Here is a 26,775-nt window from a genome sequence, read left to right on the forward strand (position 1 = left end):
TCGCCAAATGATGAGTAGAGTCACACAATTACCCATAAGTCATTGATGTAGCTGACTAATGGTAAATGTCAGCCATTTATTAAGTTGTTGATTTATTTACGCTATATAAAGTATCGCTTGATCAATATCACACAATTTTAGATATATTGTATTACAATTGAAGTCATTCCCTTATGATGAACACAGTTAAGTAACATTTGAAAGATTTAAACAGATTAGGAGATACACAATGAACTCTTTCTTTATCCTAGATGAAAACCCATGGGAAGAACTTGGCGGCGGCATTAAGCGTAAAATCGTTGCTTACACTGACGATCTTATGGCTGTTCACCTATGTTTTGATAAAGGCGCGATTGGCCACCCTCATACTCATGAGATTCACGACCAAATCGGTTACGTAGTTCGTGGTAGCTTCGAAGCTGAAATCGAAGGCGAGAAGAAAGTGCTTAAAGAAGGCGATGCTTACTTTGCTCGTAAACACATGATGCACGGTGCGGTTGCTCTAGAGCAAGACAGCATTCTTCTTGATATCTTCAACCCTGCGCGTGAAGATTTCCTAAAATAATGAATAGCGCAACCTCAGTTGCTAAGGTAAGCATATGAAATCATTAAACATCGCGGTCATTGGCGAGTGCATGGTTGAGCTACAAAAGAAACAAGACGGGCTTAAGCAGAGTTTTGGTGGCGATACACTGAATACAGCACTTTACTTGTCACGCTTAACAAAAGAGCAAGATATCCAAACAAGCTATGTAACGGCGTTAGGTACTGACCCATTCAGTGTCGACATGTTGGAAAAGTGGCAAGCAGAGGGTATCGACACAAGCTTAATTGCTCAGCTTGATCACAAACAACCAGGGCTTTACTACATCGAGACCGATGAAACTGGTGAGCGTAGCTTCCACTACTGGCGTAGTGACGCTGCTGCAAAATTCATGTTTGATCAACAAGACACGCCTGCTCTACTTGATAAGCTATTCTCTTTTGACGCGGTTTACCTAAGTGGTATTACGCTTGCTATCTTGACAGAGAGCGGACGCACGCAGCTATTCAACTTCTTAGACAAATTCAAAGCTCAAGGCGGCCAAGTATTCTTCGACAATAACTACCGTCCTAAACTTTGGGAAAGCCAACAAGAAGCAATTTCTTGGTACTTGAAAATGCTTAAGTACACTGACACGGCTCTACTCACGTTCGATGACGAACAAGAGCTGTACGGTGACGAAAGTATTGAACAGTGTATTGCACGTACGTCTGAGTCTGGTGTGAAAGAGATCATCATTAAACGTGGTGCAAAAGATTGCTTAGTGGTTGAAAGCCAAAGTGCTCGATACGTTGCACCGAACCCTGTAGACAACATCGTTGATACTACCGCAGCTGGTGATTCATTCAGTGCTGGCTTCTTAGCTAAACGCTTAAGTGGTGGTAATGCTAGCGATGCAGCATTAGCAGGTCATATTGTGGCAGGGACTGTGATTCAGTATCCAGGTGCTATCATACCTCTAGAAGCGACGCCTGATTTGTCTCTATAATTACGCACTTTATATATTAATCAAGGGTTTGCTTAGTTGAAAGCAAGCCCATAATTAACGTGAGAAAGAATTCATGACTACATTAAATGAACAACTAGCAAGCCTAAAAGTAATCCCTGTAATCGCTATCAACCGTGCTGAAGACGCTATCCCTCTAGGTAAAGCACTTGTTGAAAACGGCATGCCATGTGCAGAAATCACACTACGTACAGAATGTGCAATCGAAGCGATTCGCATCATGCGTAAAGAGTTCCCAGACATGCTAATCGGTTCAGGTACGGTACTGACTAACGAGCAAGTTGATGCATCTATCGAAGCAGGCGTTGATTTCATCGTAAGCCCAGGTTTCAACCCTCGTACTGTTCAATACTGTATCGACAAAGGTGTTGCAATTGTACCGGGTGTAAACAACCCAAGCCTAGTTGAGCAAGCAATGGAAATGGGTCTTCGCACGTTGAAGTTCTTCCCTGCTGAGCCTTCTGGCGGTACTGGTATGCTTAAAGCACTAACCGCAGTTTACCCTGTTAAATTCATGCCAACTGGCGGCGTAAGCTTGAAGAATGTAGATGAATACCTATCTATCCCTTCTGTACTTGCGTGTGGCGGTACTTGGATGGTTCCAACTAACCTTATCGATGAAGGTAAGTGGGACGAACTAGGCAAACTTGTTCGTGACGCAGTTGATCACGTTAACGCTTAATCTGTTTTAGATTTCGTGATAAAGCCTCACTTCGGTGGGGCTTTTTGTTATCTGAGGTTTTTCAATAACTGAAGATTTTGTTATCTAGGTCTTTGAGTAACTGAAGTTTGATAGTTTGTTGGACAAACCAAGCCCCCAACACAAGAACAACAGAAAATTTGGCGGATAAATCGCGTAGATAAAGAGTACGGATAAATAACGAACAGATCGGGACGTGAAATAGAAAATAGCGACATAAAAACAATAAGCTACACTTAAATTCCAGAAACAATATTTTGCGATTTAGCACTGAGATTTAACGTGAATCCGATCGCACAACCATGCTCAGTTGTAGCACATTTGTTACGGTTATAATTAAAATCTTATAAATAAGCTCAACCAACACACCATTACTTATATTGTAATACATATAAACATTTGAGCATCAATTTTCCTTGAATCTGAAGCAAATCATAAAAACAAATAAACCCAACAAAAACAATATCTTAAATTAACTTACAGAGCCATTCCAAAAATCAATGCGACCTAGATCATACTAAAGACATATTGTAGTACAAATAAACCTTTGGACGCGTTAATCTAAGCGCAGTTAATTATGATATTTAAAAGGCTGAAAAGATGACTATTGATACTTTTGTTGTTCTCGCCTACTTCTTCTTTTTAATCGCTATTGGTTGGATGTTCCGTAAGTTCACCACGTCGACTAGTGATTACTTCAGAGGGGGCGGCAAAATGTTGTGGTGGATGGTTGGTGCAACCGCCTTCATGACACAGTTTTCAGCATGGACGTTTACAGGTGCCGCAGGACGCGCGTTCAATGACGGTTTCGTTATTGTAATCCTATTCTTAGCCAATGCTTTTGGCTACTTCATGAACTATATGTACTTCGCTCCAAAGTTCCGCCAACTTCGTGTGGTAACAGCGATCGAGGCTATTCGTCAGCGCTTTGGTAAAACGTCTGAACAGTTCTTCACATGGGCAGGAATGCCTGACAGCCTTATCTCTGCGGGTATCTGGCTAAATGGTCTCGCTATCTTCGTAGCAGCGGTATTCAACATCCCAATGGAAGCAACCATTGTGGTAACGGGTATGGTTCTAGTATTGATGGCAGTAACAGGCGGCTCTTGGGCGGTTGTTGCTTCTGACTTCATGCAAATGCTTGTTATCATGGCAGTAACCATTACTTGTGCGGTTGCAGCTTACTTCCACGGTGGCGGCTTAACGAACATCGTTGCTAACTTCGACGGCGACTTCATGTTAGGTAACAACCTAAACTACATGAGCATCTTCGTTCTTTGGGTTGTGTTCATCTTCGTGAAGCAGTTCGGTGTAATGAACAACAGCATCAACGCTTACCGTTACCTATGTGCAAAAGACAGTGAAAACGCACGTAAAGCGGCAGGCCTAGCATGTATCCTTATGGTTGTTGGCCCACTAATCTGGTTCCTACCACCTTGGTACGTAAGTGCATTCATGCCTGATTTCGCATTGGAGTACGCTTCAATGGGTGATAAAGCGGGTGATGCTGCTTACCTAGCATTCGTACAGAACGTAATGCCAGCAGGTATGGTTGGTCTTCTTATGTCAGCAATGTTCGCTGCAACAATGTCTTCTATGGATTCAGGTTTGAACCGTAACGCTGGCATCTTTGTAATGAACTTTTACAGCCCGATTCTTCGTCAAAACGCGACTCAGAAAGAGCTGGTTATTGTAAGTAAGCTAACCACCATCATGATGGGTGTTATCATCATCGCGATTGGCTTGTTCATTAACTCTCTACGTCACTTGAGCTTGTTCGATATCGTAATGAACGTAGGTGCGTTAATTGGGTTCCCAATGCTTATCCCTGTACTACTTGGTATGTGGATTCGTAAGACGCCTGACTGGGCTGGTTGGTCTACGCTAATCGTTGGTGGCTTCGTTTCTTACATCTTCGGTATCTCGCTTCAAGCAGAAGACATCGAGCACCTATTCGGTATGGAAACAGCGCTTACTGGCCGTGAATGGAGCGACTTGAAAGTGGGTCTTAGCCTAGCGGCTCACGTAGTGTTCACTGGTGGTTACTTCATCCTAACTTCTCGCTTCTACAAAGGCCTATCGCCTGAACGTGAGAAAGAAGTTGACCAACTATTCACTAACTGGAACACGCCGCTAGTAGCGGAAGGTGAAGAGCAACAAAACCTAGATACTAAACAGCGTTCAATGCTTGGTAAGCTTATCAGCACAGCAGGTTTCGGTATCCTAGCAATGGCTCTGATTCCAAACGAACCAACAGGACGCTTGTTGTTCCTACTATGTGGCTCAATGGTACTCACCGTTGGTATCCTACTGGTTAACGCATCTAAAGCTCCGGCTAAGATGAACAACGAGTCTGTTGCTAAATAGCTAAACAGCTAAACAGCTAAACAGCTAAACAGCTAAACAGCTAAACAGCTAAACAGCTAAACAGCTAACAAGTTAAACCAATAATGAAGCCCATGTTATTCGATAACATGGGCTTTTATTTGCTTTCCATTCATCAAATCAGAATATGAAATGCATCTCTATCAATGCTCACAAGCCCATCGAAGCCCCTATCTCCTGCCCTCGCTTTATCTTCTTTTACAACCTTTCCAATGGTTTGATCTCTTTCTCTGATTGTTTCTGTTACTTTGAATGACAACACAAACACAACAGATAATTACAATGAAAAAAACATCACTATTACTTGCTTCCATTACTCTGGCTCTTTCTGGTGTAGCACAAGCTGACCAATTAGAAGACATCCAAAAATCAGGTACACTTCGTGTCGGTACTACAGGCGACTACAAACCTTTTTCTTACTTCGACGGCAAAACCTACTCTGGTTATGACATTGACGTAGCCAAACACGTTGCAGAGCAGCTGGGCGTCGAATTACAGATTGTCCGTACTACATGGAAAGATCTACTGACCGATCTAGACAGCGATAAATACGACATCGCGATGGGCGGTATCACGCGTAAAATGCAGCGTCAGTTAAACGCAGAACAAACTCAAGGCTACATGACCTTTGGTAAGTGCTTCTTAGTCGCGAAAGGCAAAGCAGAACAATACAACAGCATTGAGAAAGTGAACCTTTCTTCTGTGCGTGTTGGCGTGAATATTGGCGGGACTAATGAGATTTTTGCGGATGCTAACTTGCAAGACGCGAGCTTCACACGTTACGAGAACAACCTAGACGTTCCGCAAGCCGTTGCGGAAGGTAAAGTTGATGTAATGGTGACAGAAACTCCTGAAGGCCTGTTCTATCAAGTGACGGACGAGCGTCTTGAAGCTGCTCGTTGTGATACACCGTTTACCAACAGCCAATTCGGTTACCTGATTCCAAAAGGTGAACAACGCTTGTTGAACACAGTGAACTTCATTATGGATGAGATGAAATTGAAAGGCGTTGAAGAAGAGTTCTTGATCCACAACTCTCTTAAGTAACTCTTTCGATTTATACAGTGACAAAAAGGAGGCCAGCATTGCTGGCCTCTTTCGTTACGGTTTAATGGTTCGCTTTAACCGTGAGTGATGACATTCTGTTGCACTAACGCATCCAAAATATCTGACGGCATGGTGCCACTTAGCGTTAACTGAGGAGCAAGGTCTTCAACCACAATCACTTGCTCTGCGGTGCCCAAACCATCAGGGTTGATGGTTAGCTCTACATCATTTCCATCCACTTTTGCATCGATATGTTGCAACAGCGTCGTCATGTTTACAGTGGCATCTTTCAGTTCCGGCAACACCTCTCGTAGGTCAATCTGATCACCTTCAGATAGATTGAAATCGGTAATCGTGTCTGCGACACCATCTTCAATATTGAGCCACACAAACGAATCCATTCCATTGCCACCCGTCAGGATATCGGAACCACCTCCACCAATGAGAGTATCGTTGCCGTCACCACCAATAAGGGTATCGTCACCTGACCCACCGACCAATCGATCATTGCCCGATCCACCGGTAAGTTCAGTATTAAAGCCACTGGCGACAAGCAAGGCATCATCAGTTTCAGAAGAAACATCAATGTCTCTTGGGTTCGCGACAATATTGAGGTTTAGATCAATGTTTTGCGATATCGCGATATCGTTATTATCCGTTTCCTCAGACACCGCCTCAACTTTCAACGTGTAGTTACCCGGAGTTAACGGCTTACCTACTGATGGTTGCTCGACGAGTCTTAGGCTATCAATAGCATCAGCCGTCGCTACCCAAGTATCACCCACCTGCGAAACCGTACCTGCATCACTGGTTACATCAACACCATCTGGAACATCACTGATCTTCAACGTCAATTCTTCTGTAATATCCGTTAACGCAGCAACAATACCGACTAATGCGATCCCATTGTTTGCAATCACAGATGAGCTTGTCGTTATGTTTCTTACATAATTAAATGCAGGATCAATAGATAGGCTTGGCGCATTCGCAACTGGCGTAACCGCGATGTCGTATACAACAGGCGTCGTCTCTATCGCGATACCAGAAGGGTTTCCGCTGTCTTTGGCGATAACTTCTAAGCCAATACTATTGGTTGGAGACAGACTCGCATCAAGGAACACACCGCTTGGACTGGTTGGTGTATCAATCAATGCATTTAGGTCACTCAAAGTACCGACTAAGATAACCGAACCAGTGTTGTTGCCGTTGACCATCACCGTCGTCACTGCCGGAAGTGAAACGTTCAATGTACCGTAATCCACTGTCAGCGTGACGGTCATGAGATCATCGGAGAATGTATCAACATAATCAGGGTCACTGACATTGATACCACTCAATAGCTGACCAGCGTCCTCATCAACAACCGTAGTGACACTGTCACCATTGACGACAGGTGTATCGTTCACTCCATCGACAATCGCGGTGATCTCCGCAGTATCGGTTAGGAAATCATTGGCACCGTTGGTAGTACCATCATCTTCGATGGTGTAGGTGAACTTAACGTTACCGCTGTATTCATCAGCAGCCGTAAATATCCAGTACGGGCCAGTAATCATAGCGTCATCAGCACCACCTACGTTCTCAAAGCGCTGTAACTGGCCTTGGCCTTCGTCGAGCACCAGATTGGTCACGGTAATCGTGTCGTTTTCCGGATCGCTCGTAGCAGCAATTAAATCGCCCTCTTTGATGATCAACTGACCTTCTTCAAGGATGTTACCTAAGTCGATATCCGTTGCCACTGGCTGATCATTCACTTCAGTTACCACAACACTGATTTCGCCGGTATCTGTTAAGAAATCATCAGCGCCATTGGTTGTGCCATCGTCCTCAACGGTATAAGTTAACTTAACATCACCGCTGTACTCGTTGGCTGCGGTAAATACCCAGTATGGGCCAGTGATCGTCGCATCATCAGCACCGCCCACGTTCTCAAAGCGTTGTAATTGGCCCTGACCTTGATCGAGCACCAAACTGTTCACAGTAATCGTGTCGTTTTCCGGATCAGTGGTTGCTGAAATCAGGTCTTCCTCTTTGATGATCAACTGACCTTCTTCAAGTATGGTGCCCAAATCAATATCCGATGCCACTGGCTGGTCATTGACTTCAGTAACTACGAGGCTAATTTCAGCATTATCAGTTAAGAAATCATCCACACCGTTGGTGGTACCGTCATCAATGATGTCGTAATTGAACTTCACATCGCCATTGAAATCACTGGCTGCAATGAATATCCAGAATGGTCCAGTTATCCCAGCGTCATCAGCACCACCAGCATTTTCATAGCGTGTAAGCTGACCTTGCCCTTGAGTAAGAGTCACACCGGTTACTGTGAGATTGTGGTTTTCTAGATCAGAACTGGCTGCAATCAAGTCACTTTCAACAATCACGATTTGACCGTCTTCCGCAATCGAGCCTAAATCCACATCAGTCGCCACCGGAGCGTCATTCACTTCCGTCACCTTAATGGTGAACGTAGTTTGATTGGTTTGAGCGGTATTCGGATCACCCGCGTCAATCAAGCCGTTATTGCCACCATCATCGAGCGTTGCATTGATCGTAACTAAACCACTCTGGTTGAGGTAGTTCTGGTCTGGATCGGGTTTGAATGTCACAGCCCCATTGGTCAACGCGGTATTGATGTCGGCCTCTTTACCGGTAATCACCAATGAGCCGTCAGGTTGCAATACAAACGTCACGTCAGGTGAGCTCGTAAACTCAAACACACCTTGCGCTCCTGGCAGTGTTTGATCCACTTGTAACGTCAGAACATACGGCGCATCTGGGTTATCAAAGTTAGCGTCAACATCGTAGATACTGAAGTTATCGATAGCGATGCTAATATCTTCAGGCGTTTCAATGTTGGTCACATTCACAAACGTCGGTTGATCGTTGATAGGATCAATCACTAAATCAACATCGAAGCTGGTTGGCGTACCTAAGTATTCGGTGTTGTCGGCGTCTGTATCCACAGAGCGAACCGTAATTTGCAATGGCCCATTGATGCCAAGCGCATTGCCCGCATCGCTATTGTGTTCACCCGAATTAAATACGATCTTATCGAGCGACTGAGCAGGAACATCAAGTGTCCAAAGCTGCGTCGCCGGATCATAGCTCGCTAACGTGGTTCCGTCTGGATAGAAAATAGAAGCATCTTGAGGCACACCCGCCACTTCAACTCGAAGTGTTTCAGGTGCATTTTCAGTAAATGTTCCGCTTCCTGTTGCAGACAGTTCTTTGTCCAAAATCGTCGCATTGATTTCGATATCAATATTTTGGCCTTCATTGCCTGTCACAGAGTCGGTCGGGTTGGTATCGACATCATCACCAACAGGTACCACATGCAGTTTGAAGCTTGGCAAGTTTGCCGCCGCAGTAGGCACACCCAACAAAGATTCTTGAGTGAAGACTTCCACACCAAACTCGGCGGTACCACTGAAGTTTTTCGGCGGTAAAATCGACAGCTCACTCAGGTCGAATGACAGTCCTGATGCTTGAGGCAGTTGAACACTCCATTCACCACCACCGTTGTTCTTCACTGTGTAAGTTGAGGCAGCATCTGCACTCATTAAGAAGCCATCTGGTACACCCGTAAACTTAATCGAAACGAACTGCTCTGAGCCATCAAGGTCAGTCAATGCGATCGATACTGGCCCCGTACCGGACAAGGAAATAAGCTGATCTTCGTTACCAGTAATCTCGATAACATCCGGATCACTACCCGGCCCTGTGACAGACACGTCATCCACCACAGGAACGACTTCAAAGCTGACACTTGTAGAGAAGGTATCGGAGTCTGTTGCCGTACCCACAGGAGAAGCAGGATCATTATAAGTTGCTGTATCGGTAACGGTGCCGCTGACATTAACCTGCACTTGATTAATATCATTGCCCGTCGGGTAATTTTCGATTGCCCTAAAGAGCACATTATCGAGTGCACCTGCCGCAATTTCAGCCTGATTAAATGTCACAGACGTACCTAATGAAGTGCCCGTATTGTCATAAAATGCGCCTATAGAAGGATCGTCCAACGTCAAGGTAATCGAAGTAAACTCTTCTTGACCGCCTTCGACGCCTGATACTTGATCCGAAATAGTCGAATTGAAGTCGAGTTGAATATAAGTGTCTTCGTAACCCACCGGATCTTGTCCGGCTTGGCCATCGTTATCGACAGGATTAAAGGCATCATCAAGAGAACCCACGACATTCACCTCAATCGTTGGATCCGTCTCTGCATCCGGTGCGACTTTGATGATAACTTCGGTCACTAAGGTCTTCTCATCGCCAGATTGTAAATCTTTAGTCACGATGGTCATTGGCAACCTAAAGTCACCAGAGTAGTTTGGTGGCAAGTTCAACAACAAACCTGAAGAATCGACGGTTGTACCTTGTTCAACCGTTGTCTCGTAAACATATTTCCCGTTCACAAAGTCAACATCACTTCTTCCCGAGAGGCTAATCGGGAATGATGTAGTAGCATCAATGACCAGGATACCATCAATGATCACCGTCACTTGGTCAGGAGAATCATCACGGCCCGTAAAGCTCAAAATGCCATTGAGTGCCGCGCCGAGATCAAGTTGAGTATCTTCAACCGCATCGATAACGCTGTCTTGCACAATGGAGATCCCAGCTGCAACTTTATCCGGAGCAACAAGTACTTCAGGATAAGAAAGCGTTACCTCACCGGTGCGTTGCTCTTGGACGGACGTTTCATTGTTGGCATCTCCAGGATCTGACACTAAGGTATGAATCGTCATCTTGATATTATTAAAGTCCCCCACCACGTCATCTGTATCATTGGCAGGGGTAAAATCTAAGCCATTTGGCGCACTGACGCTAAAGGCATCTTCATTGGTCACAACCCATCGGCCACCACCTTCGTATGAGGCACCAGTTACTAAAAGTTGCCCTAAAATATCATCCGACAACGCGCTTCCGTCAGTGTTAGTCAGCTGAACAATCACTTCGTCAACTTGCTCTTCGACTGTGCTTAAATCCGTTTCTTGGTATCGGATGACGTATTCACCGTCCCAAATTTCGTCTCCGTTAATATCAGTCGTTTGGTTATCACTGTTGGTTGTAAATTTAATTACGCCATTAGCGTCAGCCGTAATCGTAGTCAGGTCTCCAGAGCCATCTTCGTTTGAAACAACAATCTTGTTGTCGGCATCTCCTGGTTCAACCACAGGTCGTACTTGAACGTTAATGATTCCGGTTATATCTGGATCGGCTTCGACATAACCACCATCTTCATCCTCTAGACCGCTAGACGTATACTCATGATCTCGCTCTTCCATTTTAAGCTCGGTGGTCAACGTAAAATCTGCACTAGAATCAGCCGGAGGCGTCATTTGAATGAAGTTATTCGCCAAAGCAATCTGAGTGAATTGCTCCGGTGTCTGACTAGCGTCTTTAGGAGTAATCGTTAACGTACCTGCACCATCGTTTACAACAGTAACATCACCATTTACGGTAGGTGTGACACCCGATGGAATACCGGAAATCGTAATCGAAGTGAAATGCTCATCAGAATCAATATAGTCTACACCTTCGGGGTGCCAATCAATGTTGATAGCCGTATCTTCATCACCGTTAGTCGTGTTGACATAAGTTGCTGATGTATCGATTTGAGGTATAACAAGCACTCGAATTTCTTGATCAAACGTAAGCGTGTGACCATCATTCTCGGTCACAATCACTTTACCTTGGATGTGGATATTCTCTGTCGATGAGTCGACAGGTCGAATGCGAATGCCTGAGGTTTTACCTGCCTCAGTAATGTTCGCTTCGTAGATAGGTTTCGATAGATCAGGACTACCGCCCGGTCCAGTTTCGTAACCGACAAAGTTAAGATCGATCACCGTACCGTCGCCGTCTTCGAGAATAACGCCATCAGGAATACCCGAGAGGATAACGGTTATGGATTCTGACCCATCATCAGCTAATGGTGTAGTGCCAGTATCTGGTCTTCTCTCTCCAGATAACACAGTGAAGTCAAGCAGAGCAAAGTTATCACCGTTTTGACTTTCTTGAATCGTGGTTTGAACGCCGGTTATGCCACCTTCGTTAAACGTCGTCCAATCTGTACCATTCGTCCCACCATAAGGCGTGTCGGCAACACCTTTGACCTCGACGTTGACCGTCTTAGTACCCAGTATTTCTTCATCGACTTGCGCACCTGAAGAAAGGTTCGCGGTGTCTTTAACCACACCGGTGACATCGAAAGTAAAATCCACATTGCTGTGTTTGGTTGGAACAACTTCCACGTTAGCCAAATCGGAATACGCAATTTCTTGGTAATCAACGCCATTGATCGTGATGGTCGGAACGACTGTCGTGGTGCCTAAGAAGTAAAGTACCGCGCCTTCAGTAACATTGCTGATACGAACAAACAGCTCTTCAGAGCCATCGGTATCCACTGACCCAGTCATGGTGATGACTTCGTCTAACGTGAATACGTCCTTATTATTAAGAGGACCTAGATAATCAGGATCATCAATGTTGTCCTCGTTGATCCTAATGCGGCTCACACTGAGTTTTCCAGGGTCGGCGTCAGCATTCACATCGATAATGATGTTTTGCTCTACAGAACGAGCGGTCGTCTTATCGTTTGCTCCACCGTTGGCTGAGTCATCGTATGGGTTAAGCGTCTCTTCCGTAATTGCCGTCGCTTTGAACTCAATCTGCCCTGAGAAGTTATCAATAGGGTTAACTACGGTGCTATTGATATCAGCAGATGCGATGATATAAACACCATTAACGGGCGTTAACACATTGCCATTTTGATCAAGTAACTCAAACTTCCCGTCGCCTTGAACTGCTTCAAGTTCATAGGTAATCGTCTCAGTATTACTGCTATCTTGCGACTGTGCATTCAACTGCAGCGTGACATTGTCTTCATCTTCGTTCACTTGATACTGATACGTGCTACTGGTGTCATCCCAAGTCGCAATATCCGCTACCGCTTCAATCTCAATTCTGAAGTTTGAATTAACAGTGTGATCCGTACTGCCATTTTTCTCAATTTCAAGCTCATAACGAACTCGCCCACCAGTTTCATCCGAACTAGCGTGTTGGTCTGGAACAAAGAACAGGTTATCTATCGTCGCGATAGTTTGTCTTGGTTCATTCGGGTTTGGAGCAAAGCTTTGTTCGAGTGGAGGAGAACCAAATATAATGCTCCCATTTGACTCAGGCACTAATTCAATGTACTTAGCGCTAACACTATCAAAGTAATAGAAAGTACCTTGGTGACTGTCACCTCCGTTCGGACTTTTAATCGTCAACTGCCCAATAGATTCAGCGTTATCTTGGTCATACAGATTAACTTGCAGCGCAACTTGCACTGGTGCATCAGGCAAATCAATCTGGTTATCTTGAACATTCTCAAAAGTCGGCTCATCGCCTGTTGCGTAAGGTATGGTTGAGTCTCTACCCGCATCCTCGAAGGTAGTCACTTTCAGCGCAATTTTTGTAGAATCCCTATCAGTAATCGTTATATCTAACGGTGTTTCAGAGGTGTCTAAATCGCCATCCGTCGCAATCACGTTAATCGAGAAGTCGATCGTATCAAGACCGTCATGATCGAGATAGCCGTTAGCTCTGAATTCAACCTCACCATTTGAGTTGATAAGCAATCGACCAAGCTGTCGGGTATCAACGCCTCCATTACCATCATCGGTTTGCTCGTAAACGCGAATCTGTTGGCTGCCACTGTTTAAATCGAAACCGCTACTGTATGGCCCGTTATTTCCTGTACGGAAAACAATATCTGCACCATTACTTGAGATACCCTCAATTCGGCTCAGTACCGCGCCATCAGCCCCCACATCCGTCGCATTGGCAAACATATCGACTTTAGAACCATTGTAATTCTGACCTTCAAGACGGGTGATCGACTGAGTTGTCACTAACGGAACATCATCCGTCACTGTGATTGTCAGATCAATTGCGTTTGATTGGTCTTGGTCAAAGTCTTCAGCCACGACCGAGAAACCAAGTTCGATGTTGTTTTCATCAGCACCATCAGGATGTTTCAGAGGTTTAAACAGTTCAAACTGATAACTGTTGTTTGAGGTATCGAAAACAATTTCGAACACAGCTTCATTACTCGTCACCGTTTGAGCAGTATAAGTAAATGTTGTGCCGTTTTGTGAAACAGCTTGCCACTCTAGGCTTTCTCCATCGGAAGTTAAGCCAGCCAGAACCAAATCTTCATCAACCAGTTCATACTTCACAACGCCATCGGCACCTTCATCGACTGTGAACAGTCCATTGATAATGGTGTCTTCCGTTTGATCCGAACCAATCCCAGTAAGATCGTCTTCATCAACAACCGTTTCACCCGTTGGCGCACTCATTACTGGCGCATCGTCTAGTACCTCGATTGGCAATACATACTGATTAGAATCATCTCCGTCGCCATCAACCGCAACGACATCGAATGGTATTGTTAATGTATCGAGGTTACTCGGTGTCGTAGCGTGATTGAGAGGGCCAAGTAAGGTAAAGGTGTAAGCACCATCATCAGTCAATACTAATGTGAAAATTGGCGTTCCACTTGGGTCGGTTGCACCTTGGTAGGTGGTCGTATTAGCAGCACCGGTAATTTCGGTGATCTTAATACCTTCACTACCCGACGATAGCGTCGCTTCCAGCGTTGAGATATTACGCAGCTCGTAAACCTCAACTTGGTCTGCACCTTCTGTGGTGACAAACGAACCCGTCGCTTGTGCCAGAGTGCCTAAATCATCTTCATCAACCACAAACGTACTTGCAACAGTCGTATCAGTAATGGTTGGTACATCATCAGTAATGGTCACCGTTAGCGGTTTCATCGCTGAGTCAGTGTTGTCTTTGTCGACTGCGATAACTGGTAAGGTGAAGATTTGATCGTTATTACCTTGCACTGGTAGGTGATCTAACTCTTCTAACAATGTGAAGGTATATTGACCAAGCACCAAGCTATCAAAAGTGATGGTGAAGATATCCGTTTGGACACCGCCGCTTTCAACGTAACCAATATAATTATCGCTGTTCAGAGGATCTTCTTTTAGCTGAACCACCAAGCCATCCGCTTTCAGATCACCTGATGTGTTGAATTGAGCCGTATCAATGCGGAAGTGGCTAACATCATCACTTCCTGCTGTGAAAGTAATGGTTTCAGTTTGGCTCACAGGTAACCCCGGTGAAGAGCCGTCGACCAGATTCGCTTCTTCCAATGCAACCGTTGGTACTGTGTCTATTACTGGTGGAGCACCATCTGCAATCGTCAGTGTCACTGTTGAAGTGACAATATCGCCATCTTTATCTTCCGATGTCACCGTAATGGTCTTAACAATGTCACCACCAGAATGATCGAGGTTACGGTTAGGTTCGAAACGTACATCACCTTCAAGATTGATAAATAAGGAACCTTCAGCGAACACAAATTCTTGCTCACCCGTGTCGGTTTGTACCAGAGACTCTTCGGGTTGACTGCCATAGGTAAACTTAGTGATTGTGGCGCCATCTGCACTTTGCGCAGGCATCACATCAAATGTCGTTGTGGTAGGCGTTCCTGTAGTAGGCTCTGTGATGCTGAGCGTACCGGATTGCATCAATTGGACATCATCACTAATGGTCACAGTCAGCGGTTTAGACGCTGAAATATCACCATCGGTATCTTCTGCATAAACAGAAAGATCAAAGCTCAGATCGTTGTTTCCTAAACCATCAACATGGTCTAAACGCTCAAGCAGAGTAAACGTATATTGGCTCGGATTCGTGTCATCAAAATCCAGAGTGAAGATAACTTTCTCAACACCCGAACCATCCGTCGTGAATGCTATGTAGTCACCAGAGTTTGCAGGGTCTTCACGCAAACTCAACTCAAGGCCATCCGACTTCAACGCGCCATTGGTATTAAACAGCCCCACTTCCACCACTATTTCAGCAATATCATCACTGCTTGCAAGTGAAGTAATGGTTTGAGTCATACTCACAGGGTTTACGCTAGGCGTAGAACCATCCGCAAGTAAGCTTTCTGACAATGCCACACCCGGTACAACGTCGATTGTTGGCCCATCACCATCGACAATGGTGAGAGTGACTTTTGATGAGAAGATGTCGTTATCAAAGTCTGAAGACGTGAACACGATTGACTTAACAATGTCTCCCGCAGAGTGATCAAGGTTTCGATTTGGCTCAAACCTCACATCACCATCTAATGTCACAAACAGTGAACCTTCAGTGAAAACAAACTCTTGTTCACCGCTGATGCTTTGATTCAGAGTAATTGCAGAGCTACCGTCGTACGTAAACTGCGTAATATTCGCGCCGTCTGCACTTGGTATTGGCATCACATCAACTGTAGCCGTTGTAGGAGTACCAGTATTAGGCTCAGTGATGGTTAAGAAGCCATCTTGCATTTGCTGGAGGTCATCTTCTATCGTAACCACTACATCGCGCTTTGTTGACTCAGAATCATCTGTATCAACAGCATAGATAGGTAAGCGGAAAGTAAGGTCGTTGTTGAGCACGCCATCAAGATGGTCGAGTGCCTCAATCAAGGTAAATGTAAACTGAGCTTTGTTTGCACTATCAAAGCTAATGGTAAATACATCGGTAACGTTACCCATACCATCATCGGTATAACCAATGTAGTCACCAGCAGAAGCAGGATCTTCTTTTAGTTGAACAACAAGACCACTTGATTTCAACAGATCGCCCGGATTGAATTCGTTGGTCGCAATTCTAAAGTGACTAAAATCATCACTTCCTTCGGTGTAAGTGATTGTGTGAGTCGAACTGACCGCAGAGCCACTTGGCGTCGAGCCATCCGCTAGGTTAACTTCCGATAAGTTAACATCTGGAACCACATTGATAACGGGATCGATACCGTCTTTGATCGTCAAGGTGACATCCGCGGTATCTGTATCGTTATCAAGATCACTGGTGGTAACGACAATCGTTCTTACGATATCGCCAGATGAATGGTCAAGATCTCGGCTCGGCTCGAAACGAACCTCCCCTTCAATGGTGATGTACAGTAAGCCATCGGTTACGATAAAGACTTGTTCTGTAGAGATGCTTGGGTCTAACGTTACAGCTGTGCCACCATCGTAAGTAAACTGTGTCACTTTCGCGCCATCAGCACTCTGCGTTGGCATGACATCAATGATTGCCGTCGTTGGTGGCGTACCCGATGCCAAATCAGCTAATGAAGGCTCAGTGATACTCAAGGTGCCATCTTGAACACCTTGTACGTCATCGGTGATCGCAACCGTCATTGGCGACATTGCAGAATCATCACCATCCGCATCAACCGCTAACACAGGGACATCGAAGCTTAGTATATTGTTTTGTAATCCATCGACATGATCTAACGCTTCAAGCAGTGTGAACGTGTACTGCCCTAAATTGCTCGTCGAGAAGCTGATCGTAAAGACGTTGGTTTCTACGTTAGAACCGTCTTTGACGAAGCCAATGTAATTACCAGAATTAGCTGGTTGTTCTTTTATTTCGACATCTAGACCGTTCGATTGCAAAGCCCCTGAAGTATTGAACTGCGTAGGGTCAATTCTGAAATGGCTTACGTCGTCACTACCCGCTGTGTAGGTAATGGTTTGTGTCATTGTCACTGGATTGCCCGTTGGCGCAGAGCCATCAGCCAGATCCACTTCAGATAACGTAATTCCAGGAACAAGGTCGATGGTAGGAAGGTCACCATCAACAATCTTAAGCGTCACTGTCGATGTGACAATATCGCCATCGAGGTCAACAGACGTCACTTCAATCGACTTGGTAATATCACCACTAGCATGATTTTGATTACGTACAGGCTCGAATCGTATCTCACCTTCTGTCGTAATGAATACCGAGCCTTCCGTGAACACGAACTCTTGTTCACCATTCACATTTAAATCAAGGCTTTCTGCAGTGTTACCATCGAAAACAAATGAAGTGACTTTCGCTCCGTCGGCGCTTTGACTTGGCATCACATCAAAGGTATTTGATGTTTCAACACTTGCTGCCGGTTCACGACTGGTGATCGTGCCATCTTGCATCAACTGCACATCGTCGCCAATGGTCACACCAAGCTGAGAAACTAACGAGTCATCGCCATCACTATCAACCGCATACACAGGCAGATTAAAGCTTAAATCGTTGTTGCCACGTGCATCTTGATGATCCAGAGCTTCGATTAAGGTAAATGTGTATTCACCTAAGGTTCCGGAGTTGAAGTCCAGTGTAAATACTGTCGTCTCTACATTAGACGAGCTGGTAGTAAAACCAATGTACTGACCAGAGCCTTGGGGATCTTCGCGCAGTTCGACCGCTAAGCCATTCGACTTAAGTGCATCGTTAGTATTGAACTCGGTTGGTTCCAAACGGAAGCGAACCACATCATCACTTTGGTTGGTGAAAGTAATCGTCTCCGTTTGACTCACCGCACCACCGCTTGGCGCAGAACCGTCCGTCAAATTCGTTTCAGAGAGCGTGACACTTGGCACTGCATCGATGGTTGGAATATCACCATCGGTAATGGTTAGCGTAACGGTTGAAGTCACAGAATCGTTATCAAAATCACTTGAAGTAACGACAATCGACTTCACGATGTCTTCGCTAACTGAATGGTCAAGGTCGCGATTCGGTTCAAAGCGCACTTGACCTTGAAGAGTGATGAATAGCTCACCTTCAGTGAAACTAAACTGCTGCTCGCCTACGATGCTTTGATCGAGTGTTTTGACAATACCGCCAAATGAGAATTCAGTGATCGTCGCACCATCGGCACTCTGATTTGGCATCACATCAATGGTGTTGGTTGTGATTGTTCCGTCTGCAAGATTTGGCTCAGTGATATCTAACGTACCGTCTTGCATTATTTGGACATCATCACCAATGGTCACATTGAGCTGAGACACCAGTGAATCATCACCATCACTGTCGACAGCATAAACAGGCAGATCAAAACTCAAATCGTTCTTATCTAGGCCATCTACATGGTCTAACGCTTCAAGTAAGGTAAAGGTGTACTCACCTAGCGTGGTTGCCGAGAAACTAATAGTAAACACTGGAACTTCAGCGTTCGAACCATTGGTAATAAAACCTATGTAAGTGCCTGGATTAGCAGAGTCTTCTTTTATCTCGACTGCAAACCCATTCGATTTAAGTGCACCGCCGACATTGAACTCGGTTGGTTCAATACGGAAGCTGGTCACATCATCACTTTGATTGGTGAAGGTAATCGTCTCAGTCTGACTGACTGCACTACCGCTTGGTGCTGAACCGTCATTAAGATTGGTTTCAGACAGAGTCACACTTGGCACGGCATCAATGGTTGGGATATCACCATCGGTAATAGTCAGAGTTACTGTTGATGTCACCACATCGTTATCTAAATCACTTGAGCTCACCACAATCGACTTCACGATATCTTCGCTAGCCGTATGGTCTAGATTGCGATTTGGTTCAAAGCGAACTTCACCTTGCAAGGTGATGAACAGTGAACCCTCAGCAAAGACAAACTTTTGTTCACCCGTATCGTTTTGATCGAGCGTTATTACCGCTCCGTTATCGTAGATAAACTGAGTGATTGTTGCACCATCGGCACTTTGACTAGGCATCACATCAACAGTGGCTGTCGTCGGAGTACCCGCAGCCAAATCAGCAACCGTAGGCTCAATAATATTAAGTGCTTGGTTTTGCATGACCTGTACATCATCACCAATGGTGACTTTAAGTTGAGACACCAGTGAATCATCACCATCGCTATCAACGGCATAAACAGGAAGATCAAAACTCAGATCATTCTTCGCTAAGCCATCTACATGGTCTAGGGCTTCAAGTAAGGTGAAGGTGTATTGGCCTAAATTGGTATCCGAGAAGCTAATCGTAAATACGTTAGTTTCAACATTCGGAGCCGTTGTCACAAAGCCGATATAGCCACCCGGCGTGGTTGGGTCCGCTTTCAACTCAACCGCCAATCCGTTTGATGTTAAAGCACCACCAACATTAAACTCAGTCGGTTCAATGCGGAAACTCGTCACGTCATCACTTTGATTAGTAAAGGTAATGGTTTGAGTTGAACTTACCGCACTTGCATTCGGAGCAGATCCGTCACTCAGATTCGTTTCTGACAGCGTAACGCTTGGCACTGTGTCAATGGTTGGAATATCGCCATCGGTAATGGTTAGCGTTACCGTTGAAGACACAAGATCGCTATCAGAGTCACTTGAGGTTACGACTATCGACTTAACGATATCGCCACCAGTATGGTCTAGGTTACGATTTGGTTCGAAACGAATATTACCTTGTAGAGTGATATACAATGACCCGTCAGCAACCACGAACTTTTGCTCACCCGCGTCATTTTGGTCAAGCGTTAATACCGCCCCACCATCGTAAGTGAACTGAGTAATGGTCGTGCCATCAGCACCTTCTTCATCAAGTACATTAACGGTAGCTGTCGTCGGAGTACCTGCTGCCAAATCTGCAACCGTTGGCTCTTCAATAGTGAGAGAGTCATTAACCATCACTTGAATATCATCAGTGATAGTCACAGCCAGTGGCGACATTAGCGAATCATCGCCGTCACTATCAACAGCGTATACTGGCAAGTTGAATGTTAGGTCGTTATTGCCTTGAACAGGCGTGTGGTCAATCGCTTCCAGAAGCGTGAAGGTGTACTCACCCAACGTGGTACTGCTGAAATCGAGTGTAAATACCGTGGTTTCGACATTTGAAATATCAGTCGTGAAACCAATATAATTGCCAGAGCCTGTTGGTTCCTCTCGAACCTCAATGCTCAAGCCATCGGACTTGAGCGCATTGTTAGTATTAAATTCACTTGGTTCTAAACGGAATTTTTCGACATCGTCACTTTGATTAGTGAAAGTGATGGTTTCCGTTTGGCTAACCGCACTGCCACTTGGCGATGAGCCATCAGTTAAATCAGCTTCTTCAAGTACAACGCTCGGTACCGAATCGATAGTCGGATTGTCACCATCAGTAATGGTCAGCGTAATGGTTGAAGTCACCGGATCGTTATCGAAGTCGCTTGAAGTCACTACTATAGACTTCACGATGTCTTCGCTAACGGAATGGTCTAGATCGCGATTAGGTTCAAAACGTACTTCCCCTTCAAGGGTGATAAACAACTCACCTTCAATGAAACTGAATTGCTGTTCACCTGAAATGCTTTGATCCAATGTGTTTACGACACCGTCATACGTAAACTGAGTGATCGTCGCGCCATCGGCACTCTGATTTGGCATCACATCAATGGTGCTAGTTGTGATTGTTCCATCAGCCAGATTTGGTTCAACAATATCTAACGTACCGTCTTGCATGATCTGGACATCATCACCAATGGTCACATTAAGCTGAGACACCAATGAATCGTCGCCGTCTGTATCAACTGCATAAACAGGAAGATCGAAACTCAGATCGTTGTTATCTAAACCATCCGCATGATCTAACGCTTCAAGCAGAGTAAAAGTGTATTCACCCAACGTACTCGTAGAGAAGGCAATCGTAAATACAGGTACTTCAGTGCCCGAACTGTTGATAATAAAACCAGTGTAAATACCTGAATTAGGAGAATCTTCTTTTATTTCGACCGCAAATCCGTTCGATTTTAATGCTCCACCCACATTGAACTCGGTTGGCTCAATACGGAAGCTAGTCACATCGTCGCTTTGATTGGTAAAGGTGATGGTCTCAGTCTGACTGACTACACTGCCGCTTGGTGAAGAACCATCTACAAGGTTCGTTTCAGACAGAGTCACACTTGGCACTGCATCAATGGTTGGGTTATCACCATCCGTAATGGTCAGTGTCACTGTGGAAGTCAGTACGTCATTATCTGAATCGCTTGAGGTCACCACTATCGACTTCACTATGTCTTCATTAGCAGTGTGGTCTAGATTACGATTGGGCTCAAAGCGCACGTCACCTTGAAGAGTGATGAACAACTCACCTTCAGTGAAGCTAAATTGCTGCTCACCATTATCCGTTTGATCCAGTGTTCGAACTTGACCGTCATAAGTGAACTGAGTGATCGTCGAACCATCAGCACTTTGCTCTGGCATCACATCGATGGTATTGGTTGTGATTGTGCCATCTGCAAGATTTGGCTCAGTGATATCTAACGTACCATCCTGCATGATTTGGACATCATCACCGATGGTTACACTCAATTGAGATACCAGCGAGTCATCGCCATCGCTATCGACCGCGTAAACCGGTAAGTCGAAACTCAAATCATTATTTGCGAGGCCATCAACATGGTCTAACGCTTCCAGTAAGGTGAAAGTGTATTGGCCTAAATTGGTACTTGAGAAACTAATCGTGAACACGCTGGTTTCGACGTTCGAGCCATCGGTAACATAACCGATGTAGCCGCCCGGTGTGGTTGGATCGGCTTTCAGCTCAACCGCCAATCCATTTGATGTTAGAGCACCACCAACATTAAACTCAGTCGGTTCAATACGAAAGCTGGTTACATCATCACTTTGAGTGGTGTAAGTAATCGTTTGAGTTGAGCTAACCGCGCTGCCACTTGGTGCAGAGCCGTCACTCAGATTCGTTTCTGACAAGTTCACTGTTGGGACATTATCAATGGTTGGGATATCCCCATCGGTAATGGTCAGCGTGACGGTTGAGGTCAGCACATCGTTATCCGAATCGCTAGACGTCACCACAATCGACTTCACGATGTCTTCGCTCAGCGTGTGGTCTAGGTTATGATTAGGCTCAAAGCGTACTTCACCTTCAAGCGTGATGAACAACTCACCTTCTGTGAAACTAAATTGCTGCTCACCATTGTCATTTTGATCAAGTGTTCGTAGCTGACCATCATAAGTAAACTGAGTGATCGTCGCACCATCAGCACTCTGATTTGGCATCACATCAATGGTATTGGTCGTGATTATGCCGTCTGCAAGATTTGGCTCAACAATATCTAACGTACCGTCTTGCATGATTTGGACATCATCACCAATGGTCACATTAAGCTGAGACACTAGTGAATCATCGCCGTCACTGTCTACCGCATAAACAGGTAGATCAAAGCTGAGCTCGTTGTTGCCACGGGCATCTTGATGATCCAAAGCCTCAAGCAGAGTAAAAGTATATTCACCTAATGTAGTGCTAGAGAAGCTCAGCGTAAATACCGTGGTTTCGACATTCGTCGCACTGGTCGTAAAACCAATGTAGTCACCCGACCCTGCCGGATCTTCACGTAACTCAGCGGCTAAACCGTTCGATTTAAGATCATCGTTAGTATTGAATTCCGTTGGCTCAACACGGAAACGAACCACATCATCACTTTGATTGGTCAACGTGATGGTTTGAGTCGAGCTTACCGCGCTGCCACTTGGAGCAGATCCATCGCTCAGATTAGTTTCAGAAAGGGTAACACTTGGAATAACGTCAATCGTAGGGTTATCACCATCCGTAATGGTCAGCGTTACGGTTGAAGTCAGAGAATCGTTATCGAAGTCACTTGAAGTCACGACTATCGATTTCACGATGTCTTCGCTCACCGAGTGGTCTAAGTTGCGATTCGGCTCAAAGCGAACTTCCCCTTCAAGGGTGATAAACAGTTCACCTTCCGTGAAGCTGAACTGCTGTTCGCCAGTGTCATTTTGGTCAAGCGTTCGTAGCTGACCATCATAAGTAAACTGGGTGATAGTCGCGCCATCAGCACTTTGGTTTGGCATCACATCGATAGTATTGGTCGTGATTGTACCATCAACAAGATTTGGTTCGATGATATCTAACGTACCGTCTTGCATAATTTGGACATCATCACCGATGGTCACATTAAGCTGAGACACCAATGAATCGTCGCCGTCTGTGTCAACCGCATAAACCGGCAGATCGAAGCTCAGGTCGTTGTTATCTAAACCATCCGCATGGTCTAACGCTTCAAGTAAGGTAAAGGTGTATTCGCCCAGTGTGGTCGTAGAGAAACTAATGGTGAACACTGGAACTTCAGCGTTCGAGCCATCAGTAATAAAACCGATATAAGTCCCCGGATTAGCAGAGTCTTCTTTTATCTCAACCGCAAATCCATTCGATTTTAGTGCACCGCCCACATTAAACTCGGTTGGCTCAATACGGAAACTCGCCACATCATCACTGCCCGCAGTAAAGGTAATCGTTTCAGTTGCGCTAACTGTACTTCCGCTTGGAGAGGATCCATCAGCTAGATTGGTTTCAGAGAGAGTAACAGGAGGGACCAAATCAATGATTGGATCTTGGCCGTCAGTGATACTCAGCTCAAGGGTTGAGGTATCAGTATCTCCATCACCATCTTCAGCTAAAAATGAAAACTGTTTGACGATAGTTTCACTGCTTGAGTGGTCGATATCACGAGCGACTTCAAAACTGAAATCACCGTTTAATGAGATAGTGACGACACCCTCAGTAAAACTGAAAGTCTGGGGAGCATCGGGGAGCAGGCTTTGATCTAGTGAGTAATCAACACCATCATAGTTAAACGATTGAATTGTCGAACCATCTGCGCCTTCGAAGTTGAATAGGTTATACGAAACAACGGTATCGCCGGCTAAGGTCGGCTCAGTGACAGATTCAACCTTATCAACTAACTCAACAACATCATCTGTGACATTGACGAGAATCTCAGCGGCTTCTGGTGTGTTCGAGCCTCCAGACAGTGCAGAGCGATCTCCATCCGCATCAACGGCATAAATCGGCAGAGCAAAGGTCAACAACGCGTCTTCAGCACCTTGGTGAGAAAGCTCTTCGTACAGAGTGAATTCATAGTTCCCCAATGACGGACTATCAACTTTAACGTCAAAGACCGTAATTCGAGAACCATTGACTTCAACATAGCCTTCGTAAGTTCTTACACCGTTAGTTTCATCAATCAACTCAAGTAGCACAGCCTCACCATTTGAAACCAAGCTGCCACCGGTATTAAATTCTGCCGGTTCAAGTTCATAATGGTCAATGATGTCACTTTCAAAAATATCCGCGGTAATACTGCCGCTGCCAGACACTGCCGCCGTGCCCTCTTGTGAGCCGCCAACAATACCCGCTTCATCAACATCAATACTGTCAACATTAGTGATAACAGGGCTATCACCATCAGTGATGGCAATGTTGATGGTATTGGTTACAACATCTTGGTCAAAATCGGTAACCGTGATTGGTAATGCAAAAGAAAGAGTGTTGGAGCTCACTTCTTCGATTGGCTTAAACTGTTGGAAATTGTACGTGCCATCGGTATCAAGCGAGATAGTGAGAACAACCTCACCTCGGCCTTGGATGGACAGAGTAATCGTTGTTCCATCATCAGAAAGTCTGGCAAGCGTGTTTTGATTATCACTAAGCAACCCATCAAACTGGTCCAGAGCACTAGCATCAAAGACTGCCGATTGAAGATGATCGCTTCCAATAATCGAAAAGGTCCCTTCGATAGCTGCACTACTAGTTTCAACGTTAGTGATAGTAACGCTTTCTGCTGACGGGTCTTCCCAGTCAAACACCGTAACTTGTGCGCTGATTGGTGCTGCTATCGGGTTTCCTGCGGAATCTTCACCTTGAACATCAAAGGCAATATTAATTTGATCACCAGTATAAGAAACCTGGCCACCACCAATAGAAGGCACATGGTCAATAGGTTGAGAAACTGTTGTGGTCAGTGATAGTTCAATGTTATTACCAACACTGATAGCTTCAATATCAATGCGTAGTACTTCGTCAGAACCTAGAACACCGACGATAGAATTGGTCGCCGCATCATAAGTAAACGTAACGGGCTGACCACTTGAGGTAATATCACTGTTTAGTTCATTGAGTAGTGAAGCAAGGGATAGTGCTTCTGGAGCGAAGGAATCAGGAGAGAGAGCCAAACTACCAGCAACAATCGTTTCAATAATCGTTAAGGATTGAGGATAAGTATTGCCTGATATCGAGCCTTCATGGAGCTCTTCACTAATAGATTGACCACCAGCTGAACGGGTTATAGTTCTGAACTCTTCTCTATCCTCATCGATGGTTTGATCTGCTAAACCCGAGGTCTCAAAGAATGTCGATGGCTGAGTCTGTGTGTAGTTATAATCAATCGTCACAAAGCCGGCATTTGCAGAGCCTAGTCCGCCACCAGCAGCCGTTGCCTCTAAGATTTGAGTCGGATCGGCACCACCTAAAATGGCTTCTTGAATTGCAGCAAAGTCGTCTTCGGTGAAGGTTTCTGCGTCTGTTTGCTGTAAATCAAAATTAACCTCACCGGCGATTGGAGCGTCTACCCATGCGGCAGTCTCATCAACACAGCCAACACAATTCTCTCCAACCGGAATCGAATCATTCTGAACGCCTAATACAAGCTCTGACTTGTTGGCCGTAATCACGATCTCATTTTCACGGATGATATCGCCAACTGAAATCTTTCTTGCGCTGCCGTCAGGCTTAACTACGACGACATCTCCACTAGTTGCTTCAACTACCGCAACCTGGCGCGAAACTTCGATATCCATATATCCCCCGTTGTCACAAAGCACTATTCTCTAGAGCTGCGAAAATTATTTGTAATAGCAATTTCAGGTTTTAATTAAACACATATTTAGCTCTCATCAATGGCAATCCATTGTTATGCCCAATCGGCTTGAAAAGAGAGAAGTATTTCACCTGTTTTTTTATAGTTTACTTACCCTTAAGCCTAGTCTTCCCCATAAAAAATGCCATGTCTGTGCGACGAGACGTCTTTTCACAAATCTAGGTATTGTGGCTGGGATTTGAAAACCTGAGTTAAAAGTTAGTAGGATGCTGATTTATATGCAAATAAACGCACAATGTGATTGCACCTCTTCGTTTTATAAATATATACAGTAATAAGGTTGATAAATCATTAGCGAATATGGGGTATTAATAGAGGTGAGATATGCGTTAACAGCAAAGCAGAGGTAAGTCCCACATTTGAGACAGCAACCAGAGTAAAGATGATGTATTTCTATCCAGAATCAATTAAACGACTTGCATAAGCCACACCTGATAGCGCATTAATTCATAACAGGGAGAAGCTGCTCATTTCCAACAATGAGTTACTCTATTTGTCCACCACCAAAAATAAAAAAGCCCACT

At 44.9% G+C, this 26,775-nt stretch carries 6 protein-coding genes; 5 read left to right on the plus strand and 1 reads right to left on the minus strand.

Annotation, left to right across the window (positions count from 1 at the left end):
* The first annotated feature begins 229 nt into the window (after positions 1-229).
* The 5 genes from QWZ07_RS15375 to QWZ07_RS15395 all read left to right on the plus strand — a co-directional run bounded on the left by QWZ07_RS15375 (position 230) and on the right by QWZ07_RS15395 (position 5,682).
* On the plus strand, positions 230-565 hold the full coding sequence (locus QWZ07_RS15375) for a cupin domain-containing protein (protein WP_009846518.1): 336 nt from the start codon (positions 230-232) through the stop codon (positions 563-565).
* Positions 566-599: 34 nt separating this feature from the next.
* On the plus strand, positions 600-1,532 hold the full coding sequence (gene kdgK, locus QWZ07_RS15380) for a 2-dehydro-3-deoxygluconokinase (RefSeq protein ID WP_192853383.1): 933 nt from the start codon (positions 600-602) through the stop codon (positions 1,530-1,532).
* A gap of 73 nt (positions 1,533-1,605) precedes the next feature.
* Positions 1,606-2,232 carry a bifunctional 4-hydroxy-2-oxoglutarate aldolase/2-dehydro-3-deoxy-phosphogluconate aldolase gene (locus tag QWZ07_RS15385; RefSeq protein ID WP_017110887.1) on the plus strand — a complete coding sequence of 209 codons (627 nt, stop codon included), beginning with the start codon at positions 1,606-1,608 and terminating at the stop codon, positions 2,230-2,232.
* Between the two features lie 618 nt (positions 2,233-2,850).
* Positions 2,851-4,617 (plus strand): sodium:solute symporter family protein, encoded by a 1,767-nt coding sequence (locus tag QWZ07_RS15390; RefSeq protein ID WP_017110888.1) that lies wholly within the window; start codon positions 2,851-2,853, stop codon positions 4,615-4,617.
* A gap of 300 nt (positions 4,618-4,917) precedes the next feature.
* Positions 4,918-5,682 (plus strand): transporter substrate-binding domain-containing protein, encoded by a 765-nt coding sequence (locus QWZ07_RS15395; protein WP_102350745.1) that lies wholly within the window; start codon positions 4,918-4,920, stop codon positions 5,680-5,682.
* Positions 5,683-5,756: 74 nt separating this feature from the next.
* Here the strand turns inward: QWZ07_RS15395 and QWZ07_RS15400 are convergent, their stop codons facing one another.
* Entirely contained in the window at positions 5,757-26,171 is a 20,415-nt protein-coding gene (locus QWZ07_RS15400; protein WP_192853384.1) for a retention module-containing protein, read from the minus strand.
* Positions 26,172-26,775 lie beyond the last annotated feature (604 nt).

Origin of the sequence: Vibrio lentus, from assembly GCF_030409755.1 — a bacterium.
Lineage (GTDB): Bacteria > Pseudomonadota > Gammaproteobacteria > Enterobacterales > Vibrionaceae > Vibrio > Vibrio lentus.

Excerpts from the sequence above, each read along its gene's own strand:
- QWZ07_RS15375 (WP_009846518.1), top strand. The coding sequence starts at position 230 with ATGAACTCTTTCTTTATCCTAGATGAAAACCCATGGGAAGAACTTGGC.
- kdgK (WP_192853383.1), top strand. The coding sequence starts at position 600 with ATGAAATCATTAAACATCGCGGTCATTGGCGAGTGCATGGTTGAGCTA.
- QWZ07_RS15385 (WP_017110887.1), top strand. The coding sequence starts at position 1,606 with ATGACTACATTAAATGAACAACTAGCAAGCCTAAAAGTAATCCCTGTA.
- QWZ07_RS15390 (WP_017110888.1), top strand. The coding sequence starts at position 2,851 with ATGACTATTGATACTTTTGTTGTTCTCGCCTACTTCTTCTTTTTAATC.
- QWZ07_RS15395 (WP_102350745.1), top strand. The coding sequence starts at position 4,918 with ATGAAAAAAACATCACTATTACTTGCTTCCATTACTCTGGCTCTTTCT.
- QWZ07_RS15400 (WP_192853384.1), bottom strand. The coding sequence starts at position 26,171 with ATGGATATCGAAGTTTCGCGCCAGGTTGCGGTAGTTGAAGCAACTAGT.